Below are 25,192 nucleotides of genomic sequence, written 5' to 3'. Positions count from 1 at the left end.
CGGTGTCCCCGGCGGACGTACCCCGGCGGAAGGGCCGGTCACCCGCGCGCACCCTAGGGGACACAACTCGGTTTGTACGACCGATGGTTGACGGAGGTGGCGCCCGCAGGTGGACGCGGTGGCCGCGCCGGCGCCGGAAGGATGCTCGGTGACCGACCACCGGAGGAACACAGTGACACCAGAGACATCAGCCGCACCCGCCGTCGAGGACCGCCGGGGCAGACGTCCGGCGTCCCGGCGCGGAGTCCTCATCGCCGCCGGGACGGCACTCGCCCTCGCGGGCTCCCTGTCCACTGCCGCCGCGGCGCCCGCCCCCGCCGCGGCACCGCGATCCGGGTCCGGGTACGGGTACGGGGGGTTCTCGGTCGAGGGTGTCTGGCAGATGGACGGATACGGGACGGTCGTCTCCGTTCACGGCCGCGATCTGCGGTTCTGGGACACCACCGCACTGAGCTGTCTGCCCGGACCCACCGCCCGGAGCGCGGGAGGCACCGGCCCCGGAGGCGCCGTGCGTTTCGACAGCCCGGAGTACAGCCTCACGGTGACCCCACGGGCCGGGGACCGTGCGGCACTGCGCGTCCACGGCTCTCTGGGCCCCCGCTCCCTGCGCCGGATCGCCGCACTGCCGCCGCGCTGCGAACAGCCCCCGCCCACCGGTCCGGTGGCGGTCTTCGACGTCTTCTGGCAGACCTTCAAGGAGAACTACGCCTTCTTCGAGCGCCGGGGCGTCGACTGGGACGCCGTGCGGGCCCGGTACCGCCCGGCGGTGCACGCGGGCACCACCCAGGAGGAGCTGTTCGGCATACTCTCCGCGATGGCCGAGCCCCTCCAGGACGCCCATGTCGGATTGGAGGCCTCCGATCTGGGCCGTTACACCTCCGGGCAGCGCGCCGGGACGGTCTCGCCCGACGACGCCTACGACGAGCGGGTCCGTACCTTCGTCGAGCGCCGCAATCTCGGCGGTACCGCGCTGGAATCCCATGCCCAGGGGGCCATCGGCTACGCGGAGGTCCCGGGCGGCATCGGCTATCTGCGAATCAGCCGGTTCGGGGGGTACACAGCCGGCTCCCCGACCATCGAGACCGACGCCGCCGAACTGGACCGGGTCCTCGACCGTATCGTCACCCGGGCCCGCACCCGGGGTCCCGGTGCCTGGCGCGGACTCGTCGTCGACGTCCGGGTCAATCAGGGGGGCAGCGACGAGCTGGGCCTGCAGATCGCCGCCCGGCTGACCGACCGCGGCTATCCGGCCTACCGCAAGGAGGCCAGGAACGACCCCGGTGACGACACCCGTTTCACCCCCCGGTACACGGCCCGGGTGGCCCCGGCTCAGGGAGTGCCCCGCTATACGGGCCCGATCGCCGTCCTGGCCTCGGGAGCCACCGTCAGCGCGGGCGAGACCTTCGTCAAGGCACTCGCCGAACGCCCGCTGCCGACCACCCTGATCGGCGAGCACACCCAGGGCGCGCTCTCCGACATCCTGCCCCGGGCCCTGCCCAACGGCTGGCGCTTCGGACTCTCCAACGAGCGGTACACCACCCCGCGCGGAATCTCCCACGAAGGCCCGGGCGTACCCCCGCACATCACCGTGCCGGTCTTCACCGCGGAGGAGTTCGCCGCCGACCGCGACTCCGCGTTCGACCGGGCGGTCACCCTGCTCACCCGGCGCCGCTGAGCCCCGCCGACACCCCGGTGGTGCCGGTCCCGACGGACGGGGCCGGCACCACCCGCGGTCTCCACCGGACCGAGGAGGTGGCCGTTAAATCGGTTGCCCCTGCTCCGGGAGGTGTTGTTAACCTGGCCGGGCTCCGTCGATCTGTTCTGGGCCCATTGCGCCCTGGAAGAGGGATTTTTATGTTTCGGCCCGCGCCGAGCGCGCCTCGCTGCACCGCCTAGCCGTCCGTTTCCCTGACGCCGTCCTTGCCCGGCGGCGGACCGGACGTGAATCTCCGGTGCTCTGAACCAGCCCACGCCTCCACGCCCGCGTGCCATGTCGCGGCGAACGGGTGGGCCTCTTCGTCGAGCCGCTCGGCCTGCTCTTGCTGTCATGACGGTTTTCTCAGCAAGGAGCACCCCGAGTGTCCAGTACCCCAAGGACCCTCCCAGCCCTCCCTCCCCTTCCACTCGCCTTCCCGACCGGCACGTTCATCCGCGCACAGGCAACTCGCCGGGAGCTGCCATGCGTCCGATGACCAGGGAAGAGGTACGCGGCGCGATCGTGAACCCGGACTCGGCCGACACCAAGGTCCGGCTGCCCACCTGGTTCGACGACGTCCGATGGGACCGGATCGACTACCTCGGCTGGCGGGACCTGCGCTCCCCGCAGCGTGCCTACCTCGTCACCGAGGCCGACGACCAGGCGTTGGGAGTCCTGCTGCGGCAGGCCCCGAACGACGCGGCGCACGGCTCGCGCGCGATGATGTGCGACCTGTGCCGCTTCACCCGCCGGTTCAACGAGATTTCCCTCTTCACCGCCCGCCTCCCGTCCCGGGACAAACGCAAACGCCTCAACACGGTGGGTCTTCTCCTCTGCACCGACCTCGACTGCGCGGTGAAGCTGCACAGCAAACCGATCCGCCAGCCGTTCGACCCCCCGGTCGAGGAAATGATCGAGCAACGCCGCGTGGGCATGCGTTCCCGCACCCTGACCTTCATCCACTCGGTGTCCGAGAAGGAACGAACCACTCGGCGGAGAACATGACAGGGTCCCGCAGGGGACGGCACTGAACCACCCATCGCCGTCGGCATGGGTGCGGCCCTCCCCTTCCGGGAGACACCGCCGGCAGCGGTGTCTCCCGCAGGGGTGGGCCGATATCAGAGGTTGCTGTCGATGAAGGGGCGGAGAGCCGCAACGTTGGAGTAGACGCCGGGATAGCCGGGGCGGCCGCAGCCGCTTCCCCAGGACACGATGCCGTAGAGCACACCGTTCTGGACCAGGGGGCCGCCGGAGTCGCCCTGGCACGCGTCCTTGCCGTCCTGGCCTCCTCCCGCGCAGATCATGTTTCCGGTGACGGCATAGCTCCCGTAGACCCGTCGGCACGCCTCACGGCTGATGACATCGACGGTGACCTCCTGGAGCTGGTCGGGGGAAGGGCCGCCTTCGCTCAGGGCGCCCCAGCCGGTGACGGTGACCTGCGATCCGGTCGCGGGCTCGCGTTCGGCGAGAGGCGCGGGCCGGCCGGTGCACCGCGAGTTGATCTTCACAATGCTGACGTCGAAGTCGGTGGTCCACCGGTCGTACTGGGGATGCTGAACGACCTCACCGACCCGGCAGAGCGGCCCGCCCGAGCTGTGGTAACTGGAGCCGGCACGGATCCCCAGATCGCTCACGGAGGCCCCGTCCGTGCAGTGGGCCGCCGTCACCACTCGGTCGGGTTTGACCAGCGTCCCTCCGCAGATGTGCTTGCCGTTGTACTGGAGGCTGACCTGGTACGGATGGTTCTGGATGGTCGTGGGCCGGCCTCCGACGATCTCGGGCTCGTCCCCGGCGGCAGCGGTCCCGCTCAGCACGCCGCCGAGCATCAGCAGAGCGGTGCCGACTGCCGGAACTGCCCTGGACCGGAATAAACTACGCACTCGAAACCTCCTTCAAGACAAGGGAAGTCCCTGCCGGGAAGACCTATCCGGAGGGATTCCAATGAGGTCCCGCAACCGGCCCCTCGCGTCCGCAGCACAACAGCGAAGACGACGTGACGCCGGATCAGAGGGTGGTGGACCCTGTACCTGGCGCCAGGGCCAAAGATGCTCTCCCCTGCCCGGAGCCCGACAAACTGCCTATCGCACTCATCACTCTCGTGAGTGATCTCAATCCCGCCACCGCCGGCACTCACCCACCGATACCCTTTTCCAGCCGGTTTGTTCAGTGGCCCAGCCGGGATGTGAGCCAGGTGCGGATCTCGGGGGTGACGGGGTCGGTGATGTCCGCGAACTCGCGGTGCTTGGTGAGGAACTTGGCCACGTAGGGGCAGACGGGGACGATCCGCAGTCCGGAGGCGCGGACGTCGGTCAGCGCCTGCTCGACGAGGATCGCGGCGAGTCCCCGGCCGGCGTAGGCGTCGTCGATCTCGGTGTGGAAGAAGACCCGCTGGTCGCCGCGGTCGCGGTAGGCGGTCAGGCCGGCGCGGTCCTCGTCGACGAGGATCTCGTAGCGGTGGCGGGTGTCGGCGTGGCGGACGACGGGGGCACTGGGGCTCTGCTCGTTCATGAGGGCGGCCTTCCGGTTCGGGTCAGCGAGGGGAGGGGTTCTTGCGGGGCATGATGACGGCGTTGGGCAGGGCGGGGGCGGGCAGTCGCTCGCCCGGGTAGCCCTCGACGGTGCCGAAGCGGCCGGAGGCGCACTCCCAGTCTTCTCGTGCCTCGACGATGTCCTGGTGGCTGCGGCCGATGAAGTTCCACCACATCACGATCTCCTCCTCGAACGGCGGACCGCCCAGAAGGACCGCCCGGGCCGGGCGGCCGGAGGTGTTGGTGAGGGTGAGGGTGGTACGCCCGGGGGCGGCGTAGCCGAGTTCCGCGGGGCGCAGGGGGGTTCCGTCGAGGCGTACGTCGCCTTCGTCGACGAGGAGTCCGTGTTCGAAGCCGGGGTCGACGTCGAGGGTGACGGTGGCATCGGCGTCGATCAGGACCTCGGCGCCGAGGAGCGGGGTGAAGGTGCGCACGGGAGAGGTGGCGCCGGCGAGTGTGCCCAGGAAGACCCGCAGTTCCGCGCCGTCGACGCGGAGCGGCGCAGGTGCGTGGTGCTGGAACTCGCTCGGTGCGTGGCGGTGTTCGCCGGGGAGGACCACCCAGAGCTGGACGCCGTGGAGCACGGTGGTGCCAGGGGTGGAGACCTCCGTGTGGCTGATGCCGTGGCCGCCGGTCATGAGGTTGATCTCGCCGGGCCGCACGAAGGCGTGCGTCCCCGCGCTGTCGCGGTGCTCGATCTCCCCGCCGAACAGCCAGCTGACGGTCTGGAGCCCGGTGTGGGGGTGGGGCGCGACGTCCATGCCGCCGGACTCGGCCACCCGGTCAGGGCCGTAGTGGTCGGCGAAGCACCAGGCCCCGATGAGGGTACGGGCTCGCTGGGGCAGAGTGCGCCGTACGGTCATCGCCCGCGGTCCGCCCAGCGGGACGTCCCGGGCCGCGAGGACCTCGATGCCGGCCTCGACGCCGATACCCGTGTGATCCATCTCCCGGCCCTCCGCGAACAAAGTAGTTTCGTTTTCAACAATTATGGGTGATCATAGATCCGAAGGCAACCCGGGACAACAGACGGAGGAGTACAGGTGATCGAGACCGCACAGGCCGCGGAAGCCCACCGGCCCAAGGGACGGATCTACATCGACAAGCAGAGCCCCGCCGCGTACCAGGCGCTGGTCAGGACCGCGGACGTCGTCCGTACGACGGCCGCCGAGGCCGGCCTGGACCGGATCCTGGTCGAGCTGGTCAACCTCCGCGTCTCCCAGCTCAACGGCTGCGCCTTCTGCCTCGACGTCCACACCCGGGCCGCACTGCGCGCCGGGGAGTCCACGCGGCGCCTCGGGGTGCTCGCGGCCTGGCGGGACACGGAACTCTTCACCCCCCGGGAGCGCGCGTCCCTCGCCCTGGCCGAGGCCACCACCCACCCCTCCGACGCCCTGGCCCAGGAGCGGGCGTACGCGGAGGCGGGGCAGGTGCTGAACGACGACGAGATCGCCGCCGTGGTCTGGGTGGCGATCACGATCAACGCCTTCAACCGGGTGTCCATCCTCAGCAAACACCCGGTACGGGAGGCGCCCGCCCGCTGAGGCCCCGTGGGACCGCCGGTCCCCGAGGCCGGACATGGTCTGGTCGTCGGCAGTGCACCGTGTGAGCCTGCCGGAAGTGCATTTCGCTGGTCAGGGGCACCGTAGAGTGCGAAGATCATTCCGGTTCGGGCTCAGTGCCAGGTGATGGCTGCCGACCGTCTTCCCGTTCATGTCTGCTTGCCAGCCCCTTCCCCGGAGACTTGTCCGTGCCTGCTTCGCTGCCGCGCCGCGCCTACCGGCCCCTCACTGCCTTTGTTCTCCTGGCGCTGGGCACAGCCGGGTGCGCCGAGGGCGCACGAACGTCCGAGAGCCGGGATCACGGCTCGGGGCCGGACGGGTCGTACTCGTGGGAGGCGATCGGTGCTCCGGCAGTCGACGCCCTCCATGACGCCCCGTCGGTCACCATCGGGCTGACGAGGCAGCGCGACGGCCGGATGACGAAAGGCACCGTGCGGATCGGCCGGGACAAGGAGTGCCGAGCCGAGATGACCACCGGCCGTGGAGGCACGGTCGATGTGATCAGAACGCGCGACGGCGCAGCCTACCTCCGGCTCAGCGAGGCGCAGATCAGATCCCGGCCGGGATCCCGGACTCCGGCACAGGTGGATGCCGATGTCCGCCTGTTCTCCGACCAGTGGCTCAAAGGCGACCCGTCCGCGCCACAGGTACGGCAGACCCTGCAGCTCTGCGATATCCGGAACATGATCCCGAAGCTGCCGGCCACGGCAGTAGAGGCTCCCGGGACTGTCACGGCAGACGGCCGCCGGGTCGTGTTCACCGCCCGCGATCAGGAGGAGACCCTTACGGTGCACATCGGCCCGGGCAGGAATCCGACTCTGCACAAGATGGAGCGGACCGGCGGCGAGAGCCCGTTCACGGCCGTCTTCTCCGGATACGGGGAACCGGTCGGGGCCACCCACCCAGCCGCCGAGGATGTACTCACCCAGAACGAGGTACGGTCCCTGTTCCGGGACACCGATTCCGCTCCGGCACGGGACGGCAACAGGTAGCTGCGATCCCGGTATGCAGCGCGGGCAGAACACCCTCGAACACCGGCTGGTCCGGATGCCGCTTCCGCTCCGTGGCCGGAACTGCAGGGCACAGCGGACTGTGGGGTCGCCTACTGCGGTCGCGGACGGCTCGGCCGGTGCACCTGTCCGTCGGACGAGCCGCGTCCGCACGCCGACAGGAGAACCAGGCCGTGACCGACATTGCCCCCAGCAGTAGCGGGCTCCGGCCGGGTCACCAGCTGATCCCGTTCGGAGCCTTTGACCGCATCGCCGATGGCGTCGGGGCCTCGTGCACAACCCCGAGTTCCGTGACGAGCCCGTCGAGCACCCCGGCCGGATCGTGAGCGGGGGTGACGAGATCACCGTAAGGATCATCGAAGTCGATCTCACATGCCACCGCGTCGCCCTGCCCGCCAGGAATCGGAACGCCGTCGGCGTGGTTCAGCAGGCGGCCGGTCCGGCGCGCCCGGTGCCGCGTCCGTCACGGAGGCGGATCGTCTGTATCAGCGCCGCGAGCAACAGCCCCGCCGCTATCGGGGTGCCGAAGAAGACCGCGAGCCCGGCCCCGATGTTGGCGTCGGCCGTCCCGGCGGTCAGCACACGGTGGCTCCACGCGACGACGACCCCGGCCGCCGCCAGTGGCAGCAGGACAAACCAACGGCGCGGGTCCAGGGCACCGCTCAAGGTGGCGCGCACCAAGTAGAGGGCCGAGAGGCCGGTGATCAGCAGCGCCACGATACCGAGCCCGGTGGCCCAGCCCTCCAGAGCCCTGATCGGCTCCAGGGCGTAGGTGAGTTCGGACTGTGCGGCGGTGGAGTCGTCCTGCTGGCCCATCAGGCCCCACAGGGCGAGCGGCGCCCCGAAGACCAGAGCCGCGCCGGTCAGCGAGTTCTTCGCGGTGATTCCCATGCATCCATACGACCACCGAACCGGGCCCGGGTCATGAGTATGCGTACCCATGTGCCGTGCCGGAGCCTCGGCGGACACCGCGGGGCTTCGGGTGTACTGCGCAGCCCCAAGGGTGGCAAGGGCCGGCTGGTCAGGGTGCCGAAGACAGAGGGATACTCCGCGGGGCGCACTCGCACTGCGGGGCGGAGCCTCGCACGGATCGGACTCACCGACCAGAGCACCGAAGACACCTGTGTCATCGCGGCACAGCCTGCACCGCCACCGCGCCGACGGCATGCCACGGTGGGCTCCGGGAGCGACCTCCCCGGAGCCCACCGCCGTCGTGACTCCGCCGTGCACGGCTCGACGGCACCACTGATTCAATCCGCAGATGCTATGCCTCTGCCGAAACAACTCCGGCTATGAGATTGCTTCGAGAGTGACCGGGGTCCACCTGGTCGAGAAACTGAGTACACTCTCGATCGACGTACAGGCCTACCGGGTAACTGCGATTATTGATCACAGAGCGCGCGGATATCTTATCGTCACACCCTGGAGTCAGAGTAAAATTCACGATCTTCCGGACACCTTGATAGTTCGGCTGCGAGTAGAAGCACACAACATCACTCGGGCACGGCTGCGATACCCTTTGATCCGCCTGTGAAACGCCTGCCCCCAGGGTCGAAAATAACATCAATGAAGCACTTCCAGCTGTCGCTGCAATACGCGCAAAGTTTTTCATTTTCGACATTTTTGGATCGCCTCTCTGTAGGTCTTCAGTCAGGTTATCTGGATGTTTGTCGATTGATATCGAGCAGCTTGGGCGAATCGCCATAAGTGGCGGAAGAGAGCTTCTCGGGATGACAGAATTTGATCTTGAGAGCGCATGGATAGGCAACCGATACCGGGACGGTCTCTGCCATCGCGCCATCCCGAATCGGCGGAACGGGCGGCACGCTGCGCCCCGTTCCGGAAGATTTGAAATACTGAATCGCTCGGCACCCAAGCCGGCGCCTGCGAGCGGTTGAGCACGACGTGATAGGGGTGAGGCGATCCGTCGTCCAGCGGGATGCACAGGCCGCGGGCGGTCAGCGCCTTCCGGGGGGGCATCATCGTCGGCCGCTGTCGACGCTGCCGAACGCCTCTGCACACACTGCGGACCGACCGGTCCACTCCCCCGGCCCCGGGCGCCTTCGGGGGCCAGCGCTACGACCGGAAAGGTTCACCGGCCGACGACGCCCGGCACGGCACTCCCCCTGGGCCCGGCGGGCCGGGTGATACCCCCGCCGCATGGTCGGACCACCCAAGTACGTCCGCTACGAGCCGTGGACCTCCGCCTGGCGATACATCGCACCTGGGGGCCCGCCCAGCCGCAGACTGGGGGGAACGCGGGCCCACGGCATACCTTTCCGGTCACTGCACTAGCGGCGGCCGATCATGCCGAGCGCGTCGATCGCGGCGGGGGACAGCACCGCATCGACGAGGTCGGGCAGAGGCAACCAGCGGACCTCGGCGGTAGATCCCCCGGTCTCGATGACCTTGAGAGTGCCGGACTTGAGCTCGACCCGGTAGAACAGGGCCACCAAATGCCAGTGCACACCGAGACGGTGAGCCGTGTAACTGCGAGCGTCGACGAGCCGGGCGCTCGCGAGTTCGAGCCCGGTCTCCTCCCACATCTCCCGGGCCAGGGTCTCGCCGGGCTGCTCCCCGGGGTCGATGCCACCGCCAGGGAGGTGCCACAGCCCGGGCAGGAAGACGGGCGATGCTTCGGAGAGCCGGGTGAGCAGCAGCTGCTCACCCGCCGTAGCGATCGCGTACGCCGAAATGCGCGAGCGCACCTGCTCGGCCATGGCCAGCCTCCGGAGGATGTAGATGGTCGGTGAACGTGAACTTCCATGACAGAAGCGCTTTCTGATCATGAGCCTAGTGCGGGTCGGCCGTGCCGGAACGCGGTCAGCCCCGGTACTCGTCCTCGATCGCAGCGATCCGGCGCAGTAGCGTGGCATCGTCCGGCGCCTTGACGACGTACGAGTCCTGGAAGTCGGTGGAATGCCGAACTCCGCCGTCGCCATTGCCTGCTCCGTGGTGAGCGAGGTGCTCCACGATGCCCAGCGCGGCAAAGCGCTCGGGGCGGATCTCGCGGTTGTCACAGCCGGGGTAGAACGCGATGAAGCCGCAGGTGCCGTCATCGGTGGACTGTGGTGGATCAGCCGGCGCGAAGCCCAGCCCGGCGTCGATCCTGATCTGCGTCTCGACGATGTCGAATCCGTACTGCCATTCGATCACGGGCGGGATGACGCCCCCGGGCGGGCGTCCGGCGACTTCGCAGAAGACAAGCCGGTCTTCGGGAGTATGGAACAGTTCCAGGTGAGTGGTGCCGTCCTGGATCCCGAGCGCGCCGAGGACCGCCTCGTTCAGCTCGTTGATCCGCTTGACGAGCTCACCCTCCCGGACCAGAACGGTGCCGAAGGTGCGCCCCGGCCCGTAGCTCGCGGGATCGGCGAGGTACCTTCCGACGCTGGTGAACCTGATCCGGCCCTGCTGCACGACCGAGTCGCAGTGATAGATCTGGCCGGTGACGAAGTCTTCCAGCCCGTAGCGCCCGCCCGACAGATCGAGTCCGGCGACTATGCGCCTGGCGTCGTCCAGAGTATCCACCATGTAGAGGTCCTTGGCGGCCAGACCGCGGCGGCTCTTGATGACCTTGCGGCCGGCACCCCAGTCGAGAGCGGTGAGGTCCTCCGGAGTATCGAGGGCGACGAACTCCGGCAACTCTGCGGCGTCGGCCGCGCGAACGGTCTCCTTCATCCGGAGCTTGTCGCGAAAGCGTTCGGCGGTCTCGTACTGCATGCCCGGCAGTCCGAACTTCGACCGCATCTCCGCCGCGAGCAGAACTGCCCGCTCATGGACAGCAATCACCCGGCTGATCGGGTGGTTGTGCAGCATCCACTCGCAAACGGCGCGCCAGCGCCCTTCCTCCTCGGCGTCGCAGACCGCGACGTGATCAAGCGGATGGGCGTCCAGTCCACTGAGCCCACCATGAATCTGATTGCGCGTCACCATGTGGATGTCGATCTCGCCGGCGGGCAGGATGTAGCGTCCACGGCGGTTGAAGTGGGAGTACGGATGCTTGTTGATGAACAAGGCGGTTGGTTTCATCGTGTACTTCCGTCCAGCGCTTCGGTCGGCGCGGTGTGCCCTCCGGCGCCCGCCGCGAGGGACAGGTCGAGAGTCTGTCGAACCAAGTCGACACCGGTCAGGCGGTGCAGGACAGCGGCCTCGTCCTGGTCGACGCGCTGCTCCGCGCGGACGACCCGGATGCCGTCGGCAGTGAGCCACAGCTCCATGCGGACAGGGCCGTGTGTGATTCGGGACCGGTCGAGGACGTCGCGGACGGCGCGCTCGGCTGCCTGCTGATCCTCGGGGCACAGGGAGACTGCGGGGTCGCCCTGACCGGGCGGGCCGGTGGCAACCGGTGGCGTCGGCAACAGCCCGACGAGCCGGTGGGCGCCCCCGGCGGTATGGGTGTAGGCGGTTGTCGACCGTGCCCCGGCACCGGCGGCGTGGGCGCAGTCCGCCACAGTGGCCAGAGCCGCCAGGGCGGCGACGGACGCGCCCGGCGTGCCGAGCAGTTCACCGGCCACAGCGGCGGCAGACGATCCGCCCGCGCTCACCGAGACCACCGCGGTCGGATGCAGCGGGCGCAGGACCTTGTCGACGAAGTCGGCGAAGATGTCGCCGGTGAAGTCGACGGAGTAGTAGCCCGATGTATCGTCCACCAAGCTGCGAGCCGGCGAGCCCGGCTGCTGAACGAAGAACGTGTGACAGTCAAGAGAGTGGGCCGTCTCCGCCACGGGCACCGTCGCGTCGATCACCACCAGGCGCCGTTGTGCGCGCGGACTTGCAGAGGTCAGCTGTGCCACTGTCCGGTCCCCCTTCCCCAGTGGGCGAGCTCACTGCGGATGGCAGCGTGCTCCCAGTCTTCACGGTTGCGGACATAGAGCGGTGCGTCCGCCACGATGGAGGTGGTGGACGCCCGGCCACCGGACAGCCTCCACCGGACGACCCCGTCGAGCGGTGTGGAGAGTTGCAGCACGAATGCCTGACACGCCGCACGCAGCGCACCGAACCACCGGCCTTCCAACGCTTCGCGCACCCAGACCTGTTCAACGTGCAGCTTTTCGCGAATCGTCTCGGCGTCGAGGACGGCCGTCTCCAGATGTCTGCGCGAGGCCAGCAGAAGCCAGGCGGCAGGCATCTCCCGGATCTCAAGGACCTTCGCACCGCCCGGGAGGTGCTCAAGACCGGTGTAGCGTCCGAGTCCGTGTGCCCCGACGGTCCAGTTCAGCTCCTCGATGATGTCGGCCAGCGGGCACTGACGGCCGTTCAGTGCCACGGGTACACCGGCCCGGAAGGTCACCGAGACGTCTGTCGGTGGAACCGGGGAATCGCGCACGGCGCTCCATCGGTAATAGGACTCGGGGACGGAGTGCTCCTCGGGATCGTCGAGGGCACCGGACTCGAACTCCCGGCACCAAAGGTTCGAGTCGCCACTGGCGGATCGTTCGGCCATCTCGTCCAGGCCTACCGCACGCAGTTCCTTGATCTTGACCTCGCGGTCCACTGGATCGAGTTCGTACGGACTGCCGAAATACCCTTCGAATCCCAGGAGTTCGAGAGAACAGTTCAGCCGGCGCAGGGTGTTCTGCGAGCGGTTCGCGGTGTGCAGGATGACCTGGGCACCGACTTCGCGGGCCATGTCCACGGCGATCCGGGCGATCAGCGGACGGCTCAGCGAGGAGCTGATCGGGTGGGTGTCGAGATAGACCGAGCTCGCGGCGATCGCCGGTCGGACGAACTCCTCCACGAAGGCGGCCCGGGCATCCGAGAACCGGAGCCGAACGCCGAGGGTGTCAGTGATCCGCTGGATCTGGGTGTTCCTCTCATCACCTCCCAGACCGACGCTGATGGCGTGCACATCGGTGGCGCCGGCCTGGACCAGCCGGTACAGGAGGTATGAACTGTCCAATCCTCCGCTGAACAGCGTGACGATGGGACCGTGCAGGTCGACCTCGCCGTCGGTGAGCTCCCGGATGGAGCGAATGCTTCTCCTGCTGCTCTTCAATGCGTACATCCTTGCGCTCTGTTGCTTCGAGAAGGAGCCCGCGCCTATGACCCGGTCGGCTGCGCGGCGGTGCCGTTCAGACAGTCCCGCAGAAACGACAGCTTCGAGTAGTGGTTACGCCGGGCGGTGATGCCGACGGCGGCCAGATGGTCTTCGACCAGAACAGTAAGTTTCTCCAGGTCGGTGTCGATCGAGGCCGCGTTCATCCCCTCGTGCCAACGCGTCTCCAGGTACTCGATCTCGACCTGGCGCAGCTTGTGCCGGCCAGAATCTGTTTCAACGGTGACCTCGTCCGTTTCGATGCCGAAGTAGTGGCCGGTCAGGACGGATTGGACGTTGATGTCGAAACGCGTTCTGCGAAAGCTTGGAAGGCGACGGAATTTCAATTCCGGATACTCCCTCGCAAGAAATCCCTCAAAGTCTCGCTCAGGGACATCAATTCCCTTGCGGAACATCTCCGTACGCCGAAGCGAATCCTCACGGAATCGCTTGTGTTTTAGCTGGTACTTCCCGTCGGGATTCTCCTGGAACGCCATATGGCCGACTTCTTCGGCTGGGCCGATGATTTCGAAATTCTCCTGCACGAAATGCCAGCGGGTGAGCTCATAGCCAGGGTCGGTGATGAACTCGGAGAATTCACCCTGCTCGATCGAAGTCCATAACCCCATGGTCAGCGACCAGATCGCCACCTCGTCGGAGAGGGTGATTTTTTGCTCGATCTCAGTGCCTTGCTCATAGGTGGTGTAAGCGTTCCCCTCTATACGGATCCGATCCTTCAGGACATCCGCAAAGGAGAGTGCCGACGGGATCAGCTCGGCCTCCGTCGCTGCCGCCGGGTGATCGAAGCCACCCACCCGCGCGAAGAGCGTCCCGATGGACCGCACCCGTGCGCAGAGGAGCACCTCGGTGTGCGCGTGCACGCCCCGATGGGTGCGCAGCAGGAGCAGTGGCGCCAGCGGAGTCGGGTCCATACCGTCCACCCGGTCGGCGGCCGGCGGGAACGAGGCCCTCAGGAAGGTCTCGAATTCGGTACTGAAGCCGGTTCCGGTCCAGGTCGCCATCGGTTCGGCAGGTTGCACCGCGGCCTGCACGGACCCGTCGGCGCCCAGCAGGGTGATATCGCGGGCCGAGCTCTGCTCGGTGCGGACGAACTCCATCGCCCGCGTGCGGTCGTCCGGTGTCCCGTGGAGCAGTGTCACCACAAACGGCGCCCCGCGGCTCGGCTCCACCGAGTACTGGTAGGCGACGTCGGCGAAGACAAGCCGCCGTTCGACGACCCCACAGTTCTCCTCGCCTTCTGAAATCATCTGCGCAGCCAAATGTGCTCCCACAGGTTGAACGGAAACGGATTCCGCATCGCGATGGTTGAGGATCATCTGAAAGTAGCCGAGGCATTCACTCCGCCCGGTCGGTGCCGAGCGCGAACCCGCACCGCCTGCTCCGGTGCCAGGAAGTAGCGACGGAAGTTGGCCAGGCCGGTGACACCGGAGTGGCGAGTCGCTGGAATCAGGGAGAAACCTAGGCCGGGTCAAGCTAATCGTCAACACTCATTCGACGCGGCCCTGCCGATCGGAACGCCGATCACCCGCGGGGCTCGCGATCCATGCGAAAAAAATACCTGAAATCGGACATGCCCTGATGTTGACGCTCGCCCGGCTCGATTACCTTGACAGGCTTCCTCGACTCAATGAAGCTCAAGATCGCGCCGAGCCTGCTCTGGAGGATCCGGGGCGCACGGGGTCATCACGGGGGGATAGTGAAGTCAGAGAAAGCACGGCTCTTAGCACTGCCGGCAGCACAGGAGACAGGTCCATTCGCGGACTGCTGCGCCGGCACGTCCGGCCCCGAAGCGTGCACCCTGGTCCATCAATGCAGACGGCATTCTCCGTCACTGCCCGAGACATAAAGCAGCTGGTCGGCAGCTGCGGTGTCCGGATGGTTCAGTTCTGCCGAGGGGCCTTTCATGACCACGCACCACGCCTTCGATCCCGTGCGGTTCGAAGTGCCCGAGCAAATGATCAGGAACACGACACATGACCGTCTCCGTGAGGTGGTCATGCCCTACGCCCGCCGATATCTCGACGGTGATCCCGGCTGCTTCGTCCTCACCGGACTGGAGGACCTGAGGCCGGACGAGCTGCACACCTTCGCAGTCACAGCCTCCACGGCCCTGGGGGAACTGCTACCCCAGGACAGTGCCGGCACTCTGGTGCGCGAAGTCCGCTATCGTGGAGTGGAGTTGGGCGAGGGAGCAACCGGCCGCTATTCGGACTCCCGGGGCGGCGGCAATCTGCACACCGACTCGCCGCACCGCCTCGGCATGGTGCCCGACTACTTCACCCTGACATGTGTTCATCAGGCCGCCGTAGGTGGCGACCTGGTGCTTGTCAGACTCGCCGACCTCGTGAAACGGCTCGGTGAACACCCCGGGGTGCTCGATACTCTGCGCCTCCCGGTGCGCTTCGACACCCGCGACAACGCTCCCGGCGCACCGCGCACTGTGCTTCGGCCCGTGCTGGAGAACAAGTACGGCAGGGACCGCATCCACTACCTCCGGGAGTACATCGAGATCGGCCACCGCCAGCCGGGGGCACCGCCTTTGACGGATCATCAAATTTTGGCCTTCGACCTTCTGGACTCCCTGCTCGACTCGCCGGACCTGTGGTCCCGCGACCGGCTCCGGGAGGGCGAGATGATCTTCATCGACAACCGTTGGACCCTGCACGGCCGGGTTGAGTTCCAGGACCGTCAAGGCGACCACCAGCGCCTGATGCTGCGCACCTGGATCACCGAACGTTCGTCCTGAGTCCGCCACAGGGCGCGGATCAGATCTCGCCGCACCGCAACAAGCGGATCCGCCGGCGCAGCACCGCCCCACCTTGCCACGACCCGAGCACGGGGCTCACGGGTGCGCCCGCACCTCTGAAGGCCCCGGCTACATCCGATCTGCCCACAGGAGTACAGCTGATGGTCATGCACCCTTCGTACCGCTCGTTCCGTGACGTGATGGCGAACGGCAGACTGGTACGTATCGCAGGCGCACACGACGCCCTCGGTGCCAAGCTCGCCCAGGAGGCCAGCTTCCAGGCGGTCTGGGCGTCGAGCTTCGAGGTCTCGGCATCCCGCTGCCTACCCGATGCCAGCGTTCTGACGATGACCGAGTACCTCGCGGCCGCCGCAGCCATGCAGAAAGCGATCGACATCCCGGTCGTCGCCGACGTCGACACCGGTTACGGCAACAACCTCAACGTCGCGCACATGGTCCGTGAGTACGAGGCGGCCGGCATCACGGCCGTCTGCATCGAGGACAAGGTCTACCCGAAGGTCAACAGCTTCGCGGAGACTGCCCACGACCTGCTGCCCCTGCCCGATTTCGTTCGCAAGATCGAAACCGCCAAGGCTGCCCAGCGCGGTGAGGACTTCTACGTCATAGCACGGACCGAGGCCCTCATCAACAAGCTGGGCGTGGCCGAGGCACTGGAACGCTGCTACGCCTACGCGGAGGGTGGTGCCGACGCCGTCCTGATCCACTCCAAGCGGCGCGACCAGGGCGAGATCGTTGAGTTCCTCAACGGTTGGGACGGCCGCTGCCCCGTCGTGATCGTTCCGACCACCTACCCGCAGTGGGCGGCCGCCGACGCCGAGAAGCACGGGGCTTCCGTGGTGATCTACGCGAACCAGGGCCTGCGCGCCACGGTCCAGGCGCTGCGCGACACCTTCGGCACCATCCTGGCCGACGGCACCTCCCTCGGGGTCGAGGACGGCATCGCACCGATATCCGACGTCTTCGCCCTGCAGAAGCTCGATGACTGGATGGCACTCGAAGCGTGATCACCAACGACAACTTCTGCACCACGCTGGCGGAACGAGGCATCGACTTCGTAGCAGGCGTGCCCTGTTCCTACTTCTCCGGACCGATCGAACGACTCACCCGTGAGGGCCGCTACCTTCCGGCTTCCAACGAGGGCGCCGCCCTCGCCGCGGCCGCCGGAGCAGCGGTGCACGGTCGACGTTCCGCAGTCATCGCCCAGAACTCGGGCCTGGGTAACCTCGTCAATCCGCTCACCTCGCTCACCGAGACCTACAACATCCCCGTTGTGGTGTTCATGAGCCTGCGCGGCTGGCCCGACCCTGCACAGGACGAGCCTCAGCACGCAGTGATGGGCACGTCCACGCACAAGATCCTCGACGCTGTCGGCGTACCGCATGTGACCGTGCCGGCCACCGCGACGGACCTCGGGCCGGCCCTCGACGAGGCCGAGGAGTTTCTGACCGAGCGCCGGAGCGTGTTCGTCCTCACCCAGAAGGGTGCCATCGAGCAGAACCGCGCCGCCGGTGACGCACCGGAAGTGGCGGGCCTCGGCCGGGTCGAAGTGCTGCGCGCCATCGAACCGCTGTTCGCGGGCGTTGCGGTGGTCTCCACGACCGGCTACACCTCTCGGGAACTGTTCGGGGTGACCGGTTCCAAGGACCACTTCTACATGCAGGGTTCGATGGGCCATGCACTCGCCTTCGGACTGGGTGCGGCACTGCGCTCGCCGCGACTCCCGGTGGTCGTCCTCGACGGGGACGGCGCGGCGATCATGCACATGGGCACCCTGTCCTCGGTCGGAGCTGCCAGGCCCGGCAACCTGGTCCACTTGGTCTTCGACAACGGCTCCTACGAGTCCACCGGCGGACAGGCCACCACCTCGCACGCCACGGACCTGGCCGCAGTGGCCCGGGCGGCCGGATACGTCTCCGCCCAGGTGTGCCACACCGTCGAGGAAGTCACATCGGCCCTTGACACCGCACTGCGCGGCAACGGTCCGCACTGCGTGGTGGCGCGCGTGTCGAGTGGCGGTGCGTCCGTGTTCTCGCGGGCGACGGCCGCGATGACGACGACCGACATCCGTGAGGGCTTCGCACAGCGGCTGCGTGCAGCGGAGCAGCACCGTGGCTGAGACCACAGGGAAGGTGATCTTCGGCGCCGGCACGGTGCGTGGCCTCGATTCCCTGGTGGACGGACTCGGGGCGGAGCGCGTTCTGGTCGTATCCAGTGAGAGGGGTCTGGACAGAGCCGGGTTCGGACACTGGCGGGCCAGCCCGCGGCACCGCATCTTCTCCGGATTCCGGTCGAACCCCGACCTGGACGATGTCCTGGCCGGCTGCGCCCTGCGGGACGCCTGGCGTCCGACGGTCGTCGTCGGCCTCGGCGGAGGCAGCGGGATGGACACGGCGAAGCTCGTCCGAGCCCTGCCGGCCGGCCGCCCTGCAGCCCTGCGTTGTCTGGCCGGTGGCGCGGACGACGGACCGAACGGACCCGTCACGGGTGTCGAATCTCTCGTACTGGTCCCCACGACCAGCGGGACCGGTAGTGAGGTCACTCAGTTCGCAACGGTCTTCGACGGTGATCGCAAGCATTCGTTCGACCACCCGCTGGCCGCCGCCACTCATGCCCTCGTTGATCCCGAGCTCACCGTCGGCTGCCCGCCCACCGTGGCGACCAGCTGCGCCATGGACGCGCTCTGCCACGCGGTGGAATCGCTCTGGGCACGGCGTTCCACGGACGCCTCGCGGACGGACGCCCGGCGGGCACTGGACGGTCTCGTCGGTCCACTGGGGAATCGCCTCAAGGAGGACTCCCCCGAGGTCCGCGTGCGGCTGGCCCGTGCCGCACTCGACGCGGGCGCGGCCATCAACGTGACCCGGACCACCGCAGCACACGCGTTCGCCTACCACCTGACACGCCGCTACGGGGTACCCCACGGCGTGGCCTGTCTGCTCAACCTCCGCTGGCTGTACGGCTACAACGCCCAACAGCTGGAAGCGTACTGCGAGGACGATCGGGGGCCCGATCACGTCCGCGTCCAGCTGGAGACCGTGGCCGCCGCCTGGCGCCTGACGGTAGCCGGAGTGCCGGACCACCTGGCCGGGTTGCTCTCCGACCTGGGCTGGTCCCCGCAGCTCTCCGACTACGGGGTACGTGAGGCCGATCTGGCGGATTGTGTCCGGGCCGGGACGGGCTCCACCGCCAGGGCCGTCAACAACCCCGTGCGGCTGGACGAATCACTGGTCCTCCAGGCCATCCGCGAAATCCACTGAGGTAGAAGGAAAATCATCATGAGGCAGGCCACTCCCTTCGGGACGTGGAGTTCCCCCATCACGGCCGCTGACGTGGCCGCCACGGACAGCCACCCGAACTGGCCGGGCTTCGTCGGCGACGAGGTCTGGTGGTCGGAGCGCCTGCCGGACGAGGGCGGCCGCACGACTCTGATGCGCTGGACCGAGGGAGGCGGCCCGGCCCAGAGCGTCCTGCCCGCGCCGTGGAACGTGCGCAGCCGCCTCATGGAGTACGGGGGCCGGGCCTGGGCCGGGACGATCAGCGCCGACGGCCCGCTGGTGGTGTTCGTCCAAGCCGAAGACCAGCGCCTGTACGCCTACGCATCGCAGGTGCCCGGCGCCGGGCCACGCCCGCTCACCCCGGTGCCGGCCCCCGGCTCCACCCTCTGCTTCGCCGATCCTGTCCTCATGCCGGCCTCCGGCAGCGGGGACACACCCGTCGAGGCCTGGTGCATTCGGGAGAGTACCGGGCCCGGCGGGGCCCCCGTTCGGGACTTCGTCGCGATTCCCCTGGACGGCAGTGCTGCCGAGGACACCGCCGCACTGCGCCCCCTCACGGCCGGCAGCGACTTCCTTTCCGGCCTACGGCCCTCGCCCACTGGCGAACAGGTCGCCTGGATCGGCTGGGACCACCCGGATATGCCCTGGGACGCGAGCCGCGCCTTCGTCGCGGACGTACTGCCGGACGGCACACTCGGACCCGCGCGGGTCGTTGCCGGCGGGCCCGACGAGGCCGTCGCACAGATCGTCTGGACCGACGACGGCGAGCTCTACGCGATCACGGACGGGTCCGGCTGGTGGAATGTGCACCGCACCACCGCCAACGGTCGTACCGGAGCAAACGTCTGCCCGCGAGAGGAGGAGTTCGCCGGAGCTCTCACCAAAGTAGGCCTGAGCTGGTGCGCTCCGCTGCCGGGCGGATGTCTCGCAGTCATGGTGCACAGCACCCGCACCACAACGCTGTCGGTGCTCGACCCGGCCACGGGCACACTCCGCAACCTGCTCTCACCTCGTACGGAGTGGGAACCGTTGTTGGCTGCCCGCGGCGAGCGGCTCATCGCTGTCGGTGCCGGCACCGACAGCGACTTCGCCGCCGTACTCTTCGACACCACCACCGGAACATCCACCGAGCTCACTGCGCCGCGCACCGTCGTCGACCGGGCCTATCTGCCACGGCCCGAGGCCCGGACTTTCGATGGTCCCGGGGACAGACCTGTGCATGCCACGGTCTTCCTGCCGCGCAATCCCGACCACAACGGACTGCCCGGTGAGAGCCCCCCCTTCGTCGTCTTCGCACACAGCGGCCCCACCGGGCGATTCCCCCGGGCCTACGATCTGCAGATCGCCTACCTCACCAGCCGAGGGATCGGCGTGGTCGGCGTCGATTACAGCGGGTCGACCGGGTACGGCCGGGAGTACCGCAACCGGCTGAGGCACTCCTGGGGCATCGCCGACGTCGACGACTGTGCTGCCGTGGCCCGCGCCCTGGCGGCCGAGGGCACCGCCGACCCGGCTCGGCTCGCCATCCGCGGCGCGAGCGCCGGTGGCTGGACCGCAGCCGTGTCCCTCACCACACAGGACATCTACTGCTGCGCCGTGCTGCTCTACCCCGTTCTGGACCCGGCAACCTGGCGAGAGTCGCAGAACGGCGGCTTCGAGGCCTTCTATCTCGACTCCCTCATCGGTCCGTGGCCCGAGACCGCGCAGCGCTATGCGGAGCGGTCGCCCGCCCTGGCCGCAGCCCGCGTCGAACGACCGTTCGTCCTGCTGCAGGGCGACGCCGACCCGATCTGCCCGCCCGCCCAGGCGGAGCTCTTCCTGTCAGGTGTGCGCCCCGACAGGGCACCGTACCTGCACCGGGTCTTCGCCGGGGAACGGCACGGCTTCAAGCGCAGCGAAACGATCCTCGCGTGCGTGGATGCGGAACTCGCGCTGTACCAGCGGTGCTTCACCGCCACCGAACAGACCAGCACCGCACAGGATGCGGGCCACGGCCGTCCGGGCGGCGATTCCGTCCACGCCCTGGTGGGTGAACAGGCCCTCCGGGTGCCCGGCCGAATCGCCGTCCGAGACCAGGACGGCTCCTGGACCTACCGCCAGCTCATGGCTCGCGCCGAAGAGCTGGGAGTGCTGCTGGAAGCTTCAGGGGTACGTCCCGGCGACCGGGTCGCCATCCACCTGGACCGCTCCCGCGACCTCGTCGCGGGTCTGCTCGCAGCCCTGACGATCGGCTGCGCCTACCTCCCCCTCGATCCCGAGTACCCCGCGGACCGGCTGCGCTTCATGATCGACGATGCCCGACCGGCAGCCGTGCTGACCAGACGTGGCATCGAGCCTCCATCGCCCCCCGGCGACCATCGTCTCGTGTACACGGACGAGCGGCCCGGCAGCGACGGACAGCGGACCGCCGCCCTCGACCGCACGTCCGAAGCCCACCATGCCGCTTTCGTCATCTACACCTCGGGCTCTACCGGCACCCCCAAAGGAGCAGTGCTCACCCACCGCGGCATCGCCGACATCCTGCAGTACAGCCGGGACGACTTCTGCTTCACCGAAGAGGACTCGGTGCTCGCGCTCGCCCCGTTCTCTTTCGACTTCGCCCAGCTGGAGATCCTCCTGCCGCTGATCTGCGGCGGCACCGTGCATGTGGTCGATCGTGCCGTCGCCCGCGACCCCGGGCTGCTCGACGAGGCCATCGCCGAACGCGGTGCCACCTTCCTCATGGGCACTCCGTCCCTCTTCACCGCACTGACCTCATACGGCTGGCAACCGCCCCGCCACCTGCGGATCGTCTCCGGCGGCGAGGCACTGACGCCTGCTCTGGCCAGGTCACTCGACCAGGCCAGGGCTGTGTGGAACATCTACGGGCCCACCGAGACCTCTGTCTACTCGCTGTCCGAGAAGGTCCGGCCTGATGACATCACCATCGGACGCCCCGCTGCGCGCACCGTCGTCGAGATCCTCCGGGACGGGCGTCGCTGCGCGGATGACGAGACCGGCGAGATCCACATCGGCGGCCCGGGTCTGGCGATCGGCTACCTCGACCGGCCCGAACTGACCGCCCAGCGCTTCATCCCCGATCCCTTCCGGCCCGGCGAACGCCTCTACCGCACCGGTGACCTCGGCCGGCGTCGTTCCGACGGCCGCATCGCCTACGAGGGTCGCACCGACGACCAGGTCAAGATCCGCGGCCACCGGGTGGAACCGGCCGAGGTCGAGGATCATCTCCTCCGGCTCGGTGGTGTACGCGCCGCCGCTGTCGTGGCCGAGCAGGGCCACCACGCGCTGCGGCTGGTCGGGTATGTCGTACCGCCCGAGGGCGCCGCCGTCGACACCGGCGAACTGAGGTCACTGCTGGGCAGCGCCCTGCCCGCCTACTCCGTGCCGCACCGCATCGTCGCCGTCCGGGAGATCCCGCTGAGCCCGAACGGCAAGACGGACCGCCGCGCGCTCAGCAGGCTCGCCCGGCCCGGACCGCACGGAGGTGACGGCCTCGCCGGAATCTGGCGAGACGTCCTCGGCGTCACCCGGATCAACCCGGAGGACAACTTTTTCGACCTGGGGGGCGACAGCCTCAGTGCCATGGAAGTGGCGATCCGGGCAGGCGACCTCGGTCTGCGAATCCGGCCTGCGGACGTGTACACCACCGGGACCTTCGGCGAGCTGGCCGAACGCGCCTTCGAGCCGGCTTCCGTACCCGCCCCGGAGACAGTAGCTCGACCGGACCTGTCCCCCGCCCAGCATCGCTTCCTGGGATGGGACTACCAGGACCGCGACCACTACAACGTTTCGCTGGTCCTCGATGTCGACGCCTCGGTGGACCGGGAAGCGCTCGCCGGGGCACTGGCGGCCCTGGCCCGGCGCCACTCCGCGCTACGGCTGAGGCTGGTGGGCAACCGCATCAGGACCGAGCCGTACTCGGGGCCGACGGACGTACCGCTGTCCCGGCACGATCTCTCCGGCCCCGGACCCGGGGACCGAGACCAGGCTTTCCTGAAGGAGGCAGACCGCCTGCACCAATCGCTGAGCCTGCGGGACGGGCCCGTCTGGAGGGCGGCCTACTTTTCTTCCGCCGACGGCGATGTACTGCTCCTGGTCTTCCACCACCTCGTGGCAGACGGCATGTCCCTGAAGGTCATTGCGCGGGAACTGGTCACGGCCTACCGGGAGATCGCCGCCGGCGTCGTCCACCCCCTGGCAGGCACCTCGTCCTGGTCCGACCACGCCGCGGTCCTCCGCCGTTTGGTGAACGGCCCACTGGGCGCATTGTTCCTGCGTCGCTGGCGGGCCCTGCGGTGGGAGTCTCTGCGTCCACTCCCCTCGGACCGCCCGGACGGCAGCATGCACCTCAGTCACATCAAGTCCCTCCAGACGCTGATCCCACGACCCGCGGCCCCCGGCGCCGCCCGCGTCGAGGAGCTGCTGCTTTCGGCCCTCGCCGCGGCTGCCGCCGACGCGACCAACAGTCGCGTCGGTGCCGTCGATGTGTGCCGGCACGGCCGCACCGATCCCACCGGAGGCCCCGGTTTCGCGAACGCGGTCGGATGGCTCAACAGCATCGCCCCCTACCTGCTCGAACTGCCCGAGGAAGCAAGCGACCGGCAGACGGCGCAGGTGCTGCGCGAGCAGATCACCGACATCCGGGACATGGAGCAGACGTGGGGAGCCCTGCGCTACCTCCACGACCTGGACGAGGTCCGCGGCAGCCTCGCTGCACTGCCGGCAGCCGATATCTACCTGAACTTCCTCGGCTCACGCATGGGGGAACACGACCTGGAACCGCCGTTCCGGGTCCGTGCCACCGCAGTGGGCACCGAGATGACGCCCAACCGTACCCAGCCCTACCGGATCAAGGTCTACGCCGGGGCGGAACCCGACTTCCTGCGGCTGACGTGGCAGTACAGCGCGGACGTAGACCGCGAGGAGCAGATACGTGGCCTCGCGGCGGCGTGCGAGCGCTGGATGTCCCGGCTGTCCGGATGAGCACGCCACCCCGTCCATCAGCCCCCTGAACACCCGAACCCGAAAGGCGGAGCGTCCATGCGCAGCATCCTCATCGCCAACCGTGCAGCGGTGGCCGTCCACGCAGCACAGGTCTCCCGCCGGCTCGGCTACCGGACGACGGCACTGGCTGCGGCCGACGACACCCAGAACATCCACCTGACCCACGCCGACCGGACAGTCCTGATTCCCGGCCGGGGGCAGGCGCAGACCTACGACTCGGCCGAGCAGGTTCTCGCGGCCGTCGACCGCAGCGGAGTCGACTGTGTCCACCCGGGCTACGGCGCGCTCGCAGAGGACGCCGACTTCGCCGAGGGCCTGGAAGCCAGGAACGTCGCCTACGTGGGCCCGCCTTCCGCCGCGTTGCGCTTGGCCGGCAGCAAGGCTGCAGCCGTCCGGGCGGCCCGGGACATCGGCGTATCCGTGCTGCCCCACGCCACCGCGCGTGGCCTTGCGGACGTGCACGCCCGGCTGGCGGACATCGGCCTCCCCGCCGTCCTCAAGCCGGACTTCGGCGAAGGCGGTCTGGGCGTGCGCATCGTGCACTCGTATGCGGACGTTGCGGACGCGCTGGCCGATGGGGGCGCCGACACCGCCTGGTACCTGGAGCGGTACGTTCCTGGCAACCGGGTCGTCGGCGTCTCGTTGGCTGTGGACCACCACGGCACCGTGATTCCGCTCGGCGAGCGCGAGAGCTTGCTGATCTCGCACGGGCTCAAGCTGCTGGAGGTCGCTCCGGCCACGGGCGTCGGAGCCGCCACTCTGGCGGCGATGCGTGTCGACGCGGCCCGTATCGCCCTCGCGTTCGGTCTGCGCAACGTCATGACCGTCGAGTTCATCGCCGGGCCGGACGGCTACTACTTTCTGGAGGTCAACGGCAGACTCCCGCTGGCCTACCGGATGTCCGAACGGCAGACCGGCACCGATCTGATCGAGCTCCAGCTGCGCATCGCCCGGGGGGAGGCCATCGCCCCGGACACACTGCCCGTGGACCGTTCCCGGCACTGCATGGAAGCTCGGCTGTTTCTCCACCCCGGGGAGCTGGGCGACTTTCCCGATCTGGGCGCACTGACTCGATTCGACCTGGCCGACGTCGAGGGCCTGCGCTGGATCAGCTCACTCGACCCGGGCCGGCCGATGAGCTACGAACTGATCCTCGCCCAGGCACTGGCCACCGCCGACAGCCGGGCTGCGGCCGCCGGGCTCGTCCGCAAAGGTCTTGACGCCTCCCGCATCGAGGGACTGCGTTGCTACGTCGAGGAGATCACCCGGCGTCTGGACGACCTGGGCTGAGCGGCCCA

At 68.4% G+C, this 25,192-nt stretch carries 20 protein-coding genes and 1 pseudogene; 11 read left to right on the top strand and 10 right to left on the bottom strand.

Going from position 1 to position 25,192, the window contains the following annotated elements:
* The first annotated feature begins 148 nt into the window (after positions 1–148).
* Both B7R87_RS30105 and B7R87_RS30100 read left to right on the top strand, forming a co-directional pair.
* Positions 149–1,675, top strand: a complete 1,527-nt coding sequence (locus tag B7R87_RS30105; RefSeq protein ID WP_187144519.1) for a S41 family peptidase — start codon at positions 149–151, stop codon at positions 1,673–1,675.
* Between the two features lie 513 nt (positions 1,676–2,188).
* Positions 2,189–2,701, top strand: a complete 513-nt coding sequence (locus tag B7R87_RS30100; protein WP_006345236.1) for an FBP domain-containing protein — start codon at positions 2,189–2,191, stop codon at positions 2,699–2,701.
* A gap of 113 nt (positions 2,702–2,814) precedes the next feature.
* Here B7R87_RS30100 and B7R87_RS30095 read toward each other — a convergent pair whose 3' ends face one another.
* The 3 genes from B7R87_RS30095 to B7R87_RS30085 all read right to left on the bottom strand — a co-directional run bounded on the left by B7R87_RS30095 (position 2,815) and on the right by B7R87_RS30085 (position 5,168).
* Positions 2,815–3,576: a serine protease gene (locus B7R87_RS30095; RefSeq protein ID WP_130584766.1), complete on the bottom strand. Its 762-nt coding sequence runs from the start codon at positions 3,574–3,576 to the stop codon at positions 2,815–2,817.
* Between the two features lie 283 nt (positions 3,577–3,859).
* Positions 3,860–4,204: a GNAT family N-acetyltransferase gene (locus tag B7R87_RS30090; RefSeq protein WP_006345238.1), complete on the bottom strand. Its 345-nt coding sequence runs from the start codon at positions 4,202–4,204 to the stop codon at positions 3,860–3,862.
* Between the two features lie 22 nt (positions 4,205–4,226).
* Positions 4,227–5,168, bottom strand: a complete 942-nt coding sequence (locus B7R87_RS30085) for a pirin family protein (RefSeq protein ID WP_040913112.1) — start codon at positions 5,166–5,168, stop codon at positions 4,227–4,229.
* A 96-nt stretch (positions 5,169–5,264) separates the two neighbouring features.
* Between B7R87_RS30085 and B7R87_RS30080 the strand changes: the two genes are divergently transcribed.
* The 3 genes and pseudogenes from B7R87_RS30080 to B7R87_RS34460 form a co-directional block, all read left to right on the top strand.
* Positions 5,265–5,765 (top strand): carboxymuconolactone decarboxylase family protein, encoded by a 501-nt coding sequence (locus B7R87_RS30080; protein WP_006345240.1) that lies wholly within the window; start codon positions 5,265–5,267, stop codon positions 5,763–5,765.
* Positions 5,766–5,971: 206 nt separating this feature from the next.
* Positions 5,972–6,775, top strand: a complete 804-nt coding sequence (locus B7R87_RS30075) for a hypothetical protein (protein ID WP_040913095.1) — start codon at positions 5,972–5,974, stop codon at positions 6,773–6,775.
* Positions 6,776–7,064: 289 nt separating this feature from the next.
* Positions 7,065–7,124 (top strand): annotated as a pseudogene (locus B7R87_RS34460) (hypothetical protein); the annotation flags it as partial.
* Positions 7,125–7,216: 92 nt separating this feature from the next.
* On the opposite strand, the gene B7R87_RS33895 reads toward B7R87_RS34460, so the two are convergent.
* From B7R87_RS33895 to B7R87_RS30040, 7 genes are all read right to left on the bottom strand, one after another.
* On the bottom strand, positions 7,217–7,684 hold the full coding sequence (locus B7R87_RS33895; RefSeq protein ID WP_006345242.1) for a hypothetical protein: 468 nt from the start codon (positions 7,682–7,684) through the stop codon (positions 7,217–7,219).
* Between the two features lie 373 nt (positions 7,685–8,057).
* Positions 8,058–8,357, bottom strand: coding sequence for a peptidase inhibitor family I36 protein (locus tag B7R87_RS34455; protein ID WP_408647346.1), 300 nt, complete (start codon positions 8,355–8,357; stop codon positions 8,058–8,060).
* 727 nt (positions 8,358–9,084) lie between these two features.
* Positions 9,085–9,513, bottom strand: a complete 429-nt coding sequence (locus tag B7R87_RS30060) for an NUDIX domain-containing protein (RefSeq protein WP_006345243.1) — start codon at positions 9,511–9,513, stop codon at positions 9,085–9,087.
* Between the two features lie 103 nt (positions 9,514–9,616).
* Positions 9,617–10,822, bottom strand: a complete 1,206-nt coding sequence (locus B7R87_RS30055; protein ID WP_130584764.1) for an ATP-grasp domain-containing protein — start codon at positions 10,820–10,822, stop codon at positions 9,617–9,619.
* Positions 10,819–11,445, bottom strand: coding sequence for a hypothetical protein (locus B7R87_RS30050; protein WP_130584763.1), 627 nt, complete (start codon positions 11,443–11,445; stop codon positions 10,819–10,821). The genes B7R87_RS30055 and B7R87_RS30050 overlap by 4 nt, the downstream gene beginning before the upstream one ends.
* Before the next feature lie 128 nt (positions 11,446–11,573).
* Positions 11,574–12,797 carry an argininosuccinate synthase-related protein gene (locus tag B7R87_RS30045; RefSeq protein ID WP_006345246.1) on the bottom strand — a complete coding sequence of 408 codons (1,224 nt, stop codon included), beginning with the start codon at positions 12,795–12,797 and terminating at the stop codon, positions 11,574–11,576.
* A 35-nt stretch (positions 12,798–12,832) separates the two neighbouring features.
* Complete coding sequence (locus B7R87_RS30040) at positions 12,833–14,164, bottom strand: hypothetical protein (RefSeq protein WP_130584762.1); 1,332 nt, start codon at positions 14,162–14,164, stop codon at positions 12,833–12,835.
* A 587-nt stretch (positions 14,165–14,751) separates the two neighbouring features.
* Between B7R87_RS30040 and B7R87_RS30035 the strand changes: the two genes are divergently transcribed.
* The 6 genes from B7R87_RS30035 (at position 14,752) to B7R87_RS30010 (ending at position 25,184) form a co-directional block, all read left to right on the top strand.
* Positions 14,752–15,594 carry a TauD/TfdA family dioxygenase gene (locus B7R87_RS30035; RefSeq protein WP_006345248.1) on the top strand — a complete coding sequence of 281 codons (843 nt, stop codon included), beginning with the start codon at positions 14,752–14,754 and terminating at the stop codon, positions 15,592–15,594.
* A gap of 161 nt (positions 15,595–15,755) precedes the next feature.
* Positions 15,756–16,619, top strand: coding sequence for an isocitrate lyase/phosphoenolpyruvate mutase family protein (locus B7R87_RS30030; RefSeq protein WP_006345249.1), 864 nt, complete (start codon positions 15,756–15,758; stop codon positions 16,617–16,619).
* Positions 16,616–17,731 (top strand): phosphonopyruvate decarboxylase, encoded by a 1,116-nt coding sequence (aepY, locus tag B7R87_RS30025; RefSeq protein ID WP_006345250.1) that lies wholly within the window; start codon positions 16,616–16,618, stop codon positions 17,729–17,731. The genes B7R87_RS30030 and aepY overlap by 4 nt, the downstream gene beginning before the upstream one ends.
* Positions 17,724–18,872 carry a phosphonoacetaldehyde reductase gene (locus B7R87_RS30020; protein ID WP_052704591.1) on the top strand — a complete coding sequence of 383 codons (1,149 nt, stop codon included), beginning with the start codon at positions 17,724–17,726 and terminating at the stop codon, positions 18,870–18,872. Before aepY ends, B7R87_RS30020 begins: the two co-directional genes overlap by 8 nt.
* A gap of 18 nt (positions 18,873–18,890) precedes the next feature.
* Positions 18,891–23,873, top strand: a complete 4,983-nt coding sequence (locus B7R87_RS34320) for a non-ribosomal peptide synthetase (RefSeq protein WP_006345252.1) — start codon at positions 18,891–18,893, stop codon at positions 23,871–23,873.
* A 57-nt stretch (positions 23,874–23,930) separates the two neighbouring features.
* Entirely contained in the window at positions 23,931–25,184 is a 1,254-nt protein-coding gene (locus B7R87_RS30010; RefSeq protein ID WP_006345253.1) for an ATP-binding protein, read from the top strand.
* The last annotated feature ends 8 nt before the right edge of the window (positions 25,185–25,192 follow it).

The organism is Streptomyces tsukubensis, assembly GCF_003932715.1.
In the GTDB taxonomy this organism is placed as follows: domain Bacteria; phylum Actinomycetota; class Actinomycetes; order Streptomycetales; family Streptomycetaceae; genus Streptomyces; species Streptomyces tsukubensis.
This window is presented reverse-complemented; position numbering and strand designations above follow the sequence as displayed.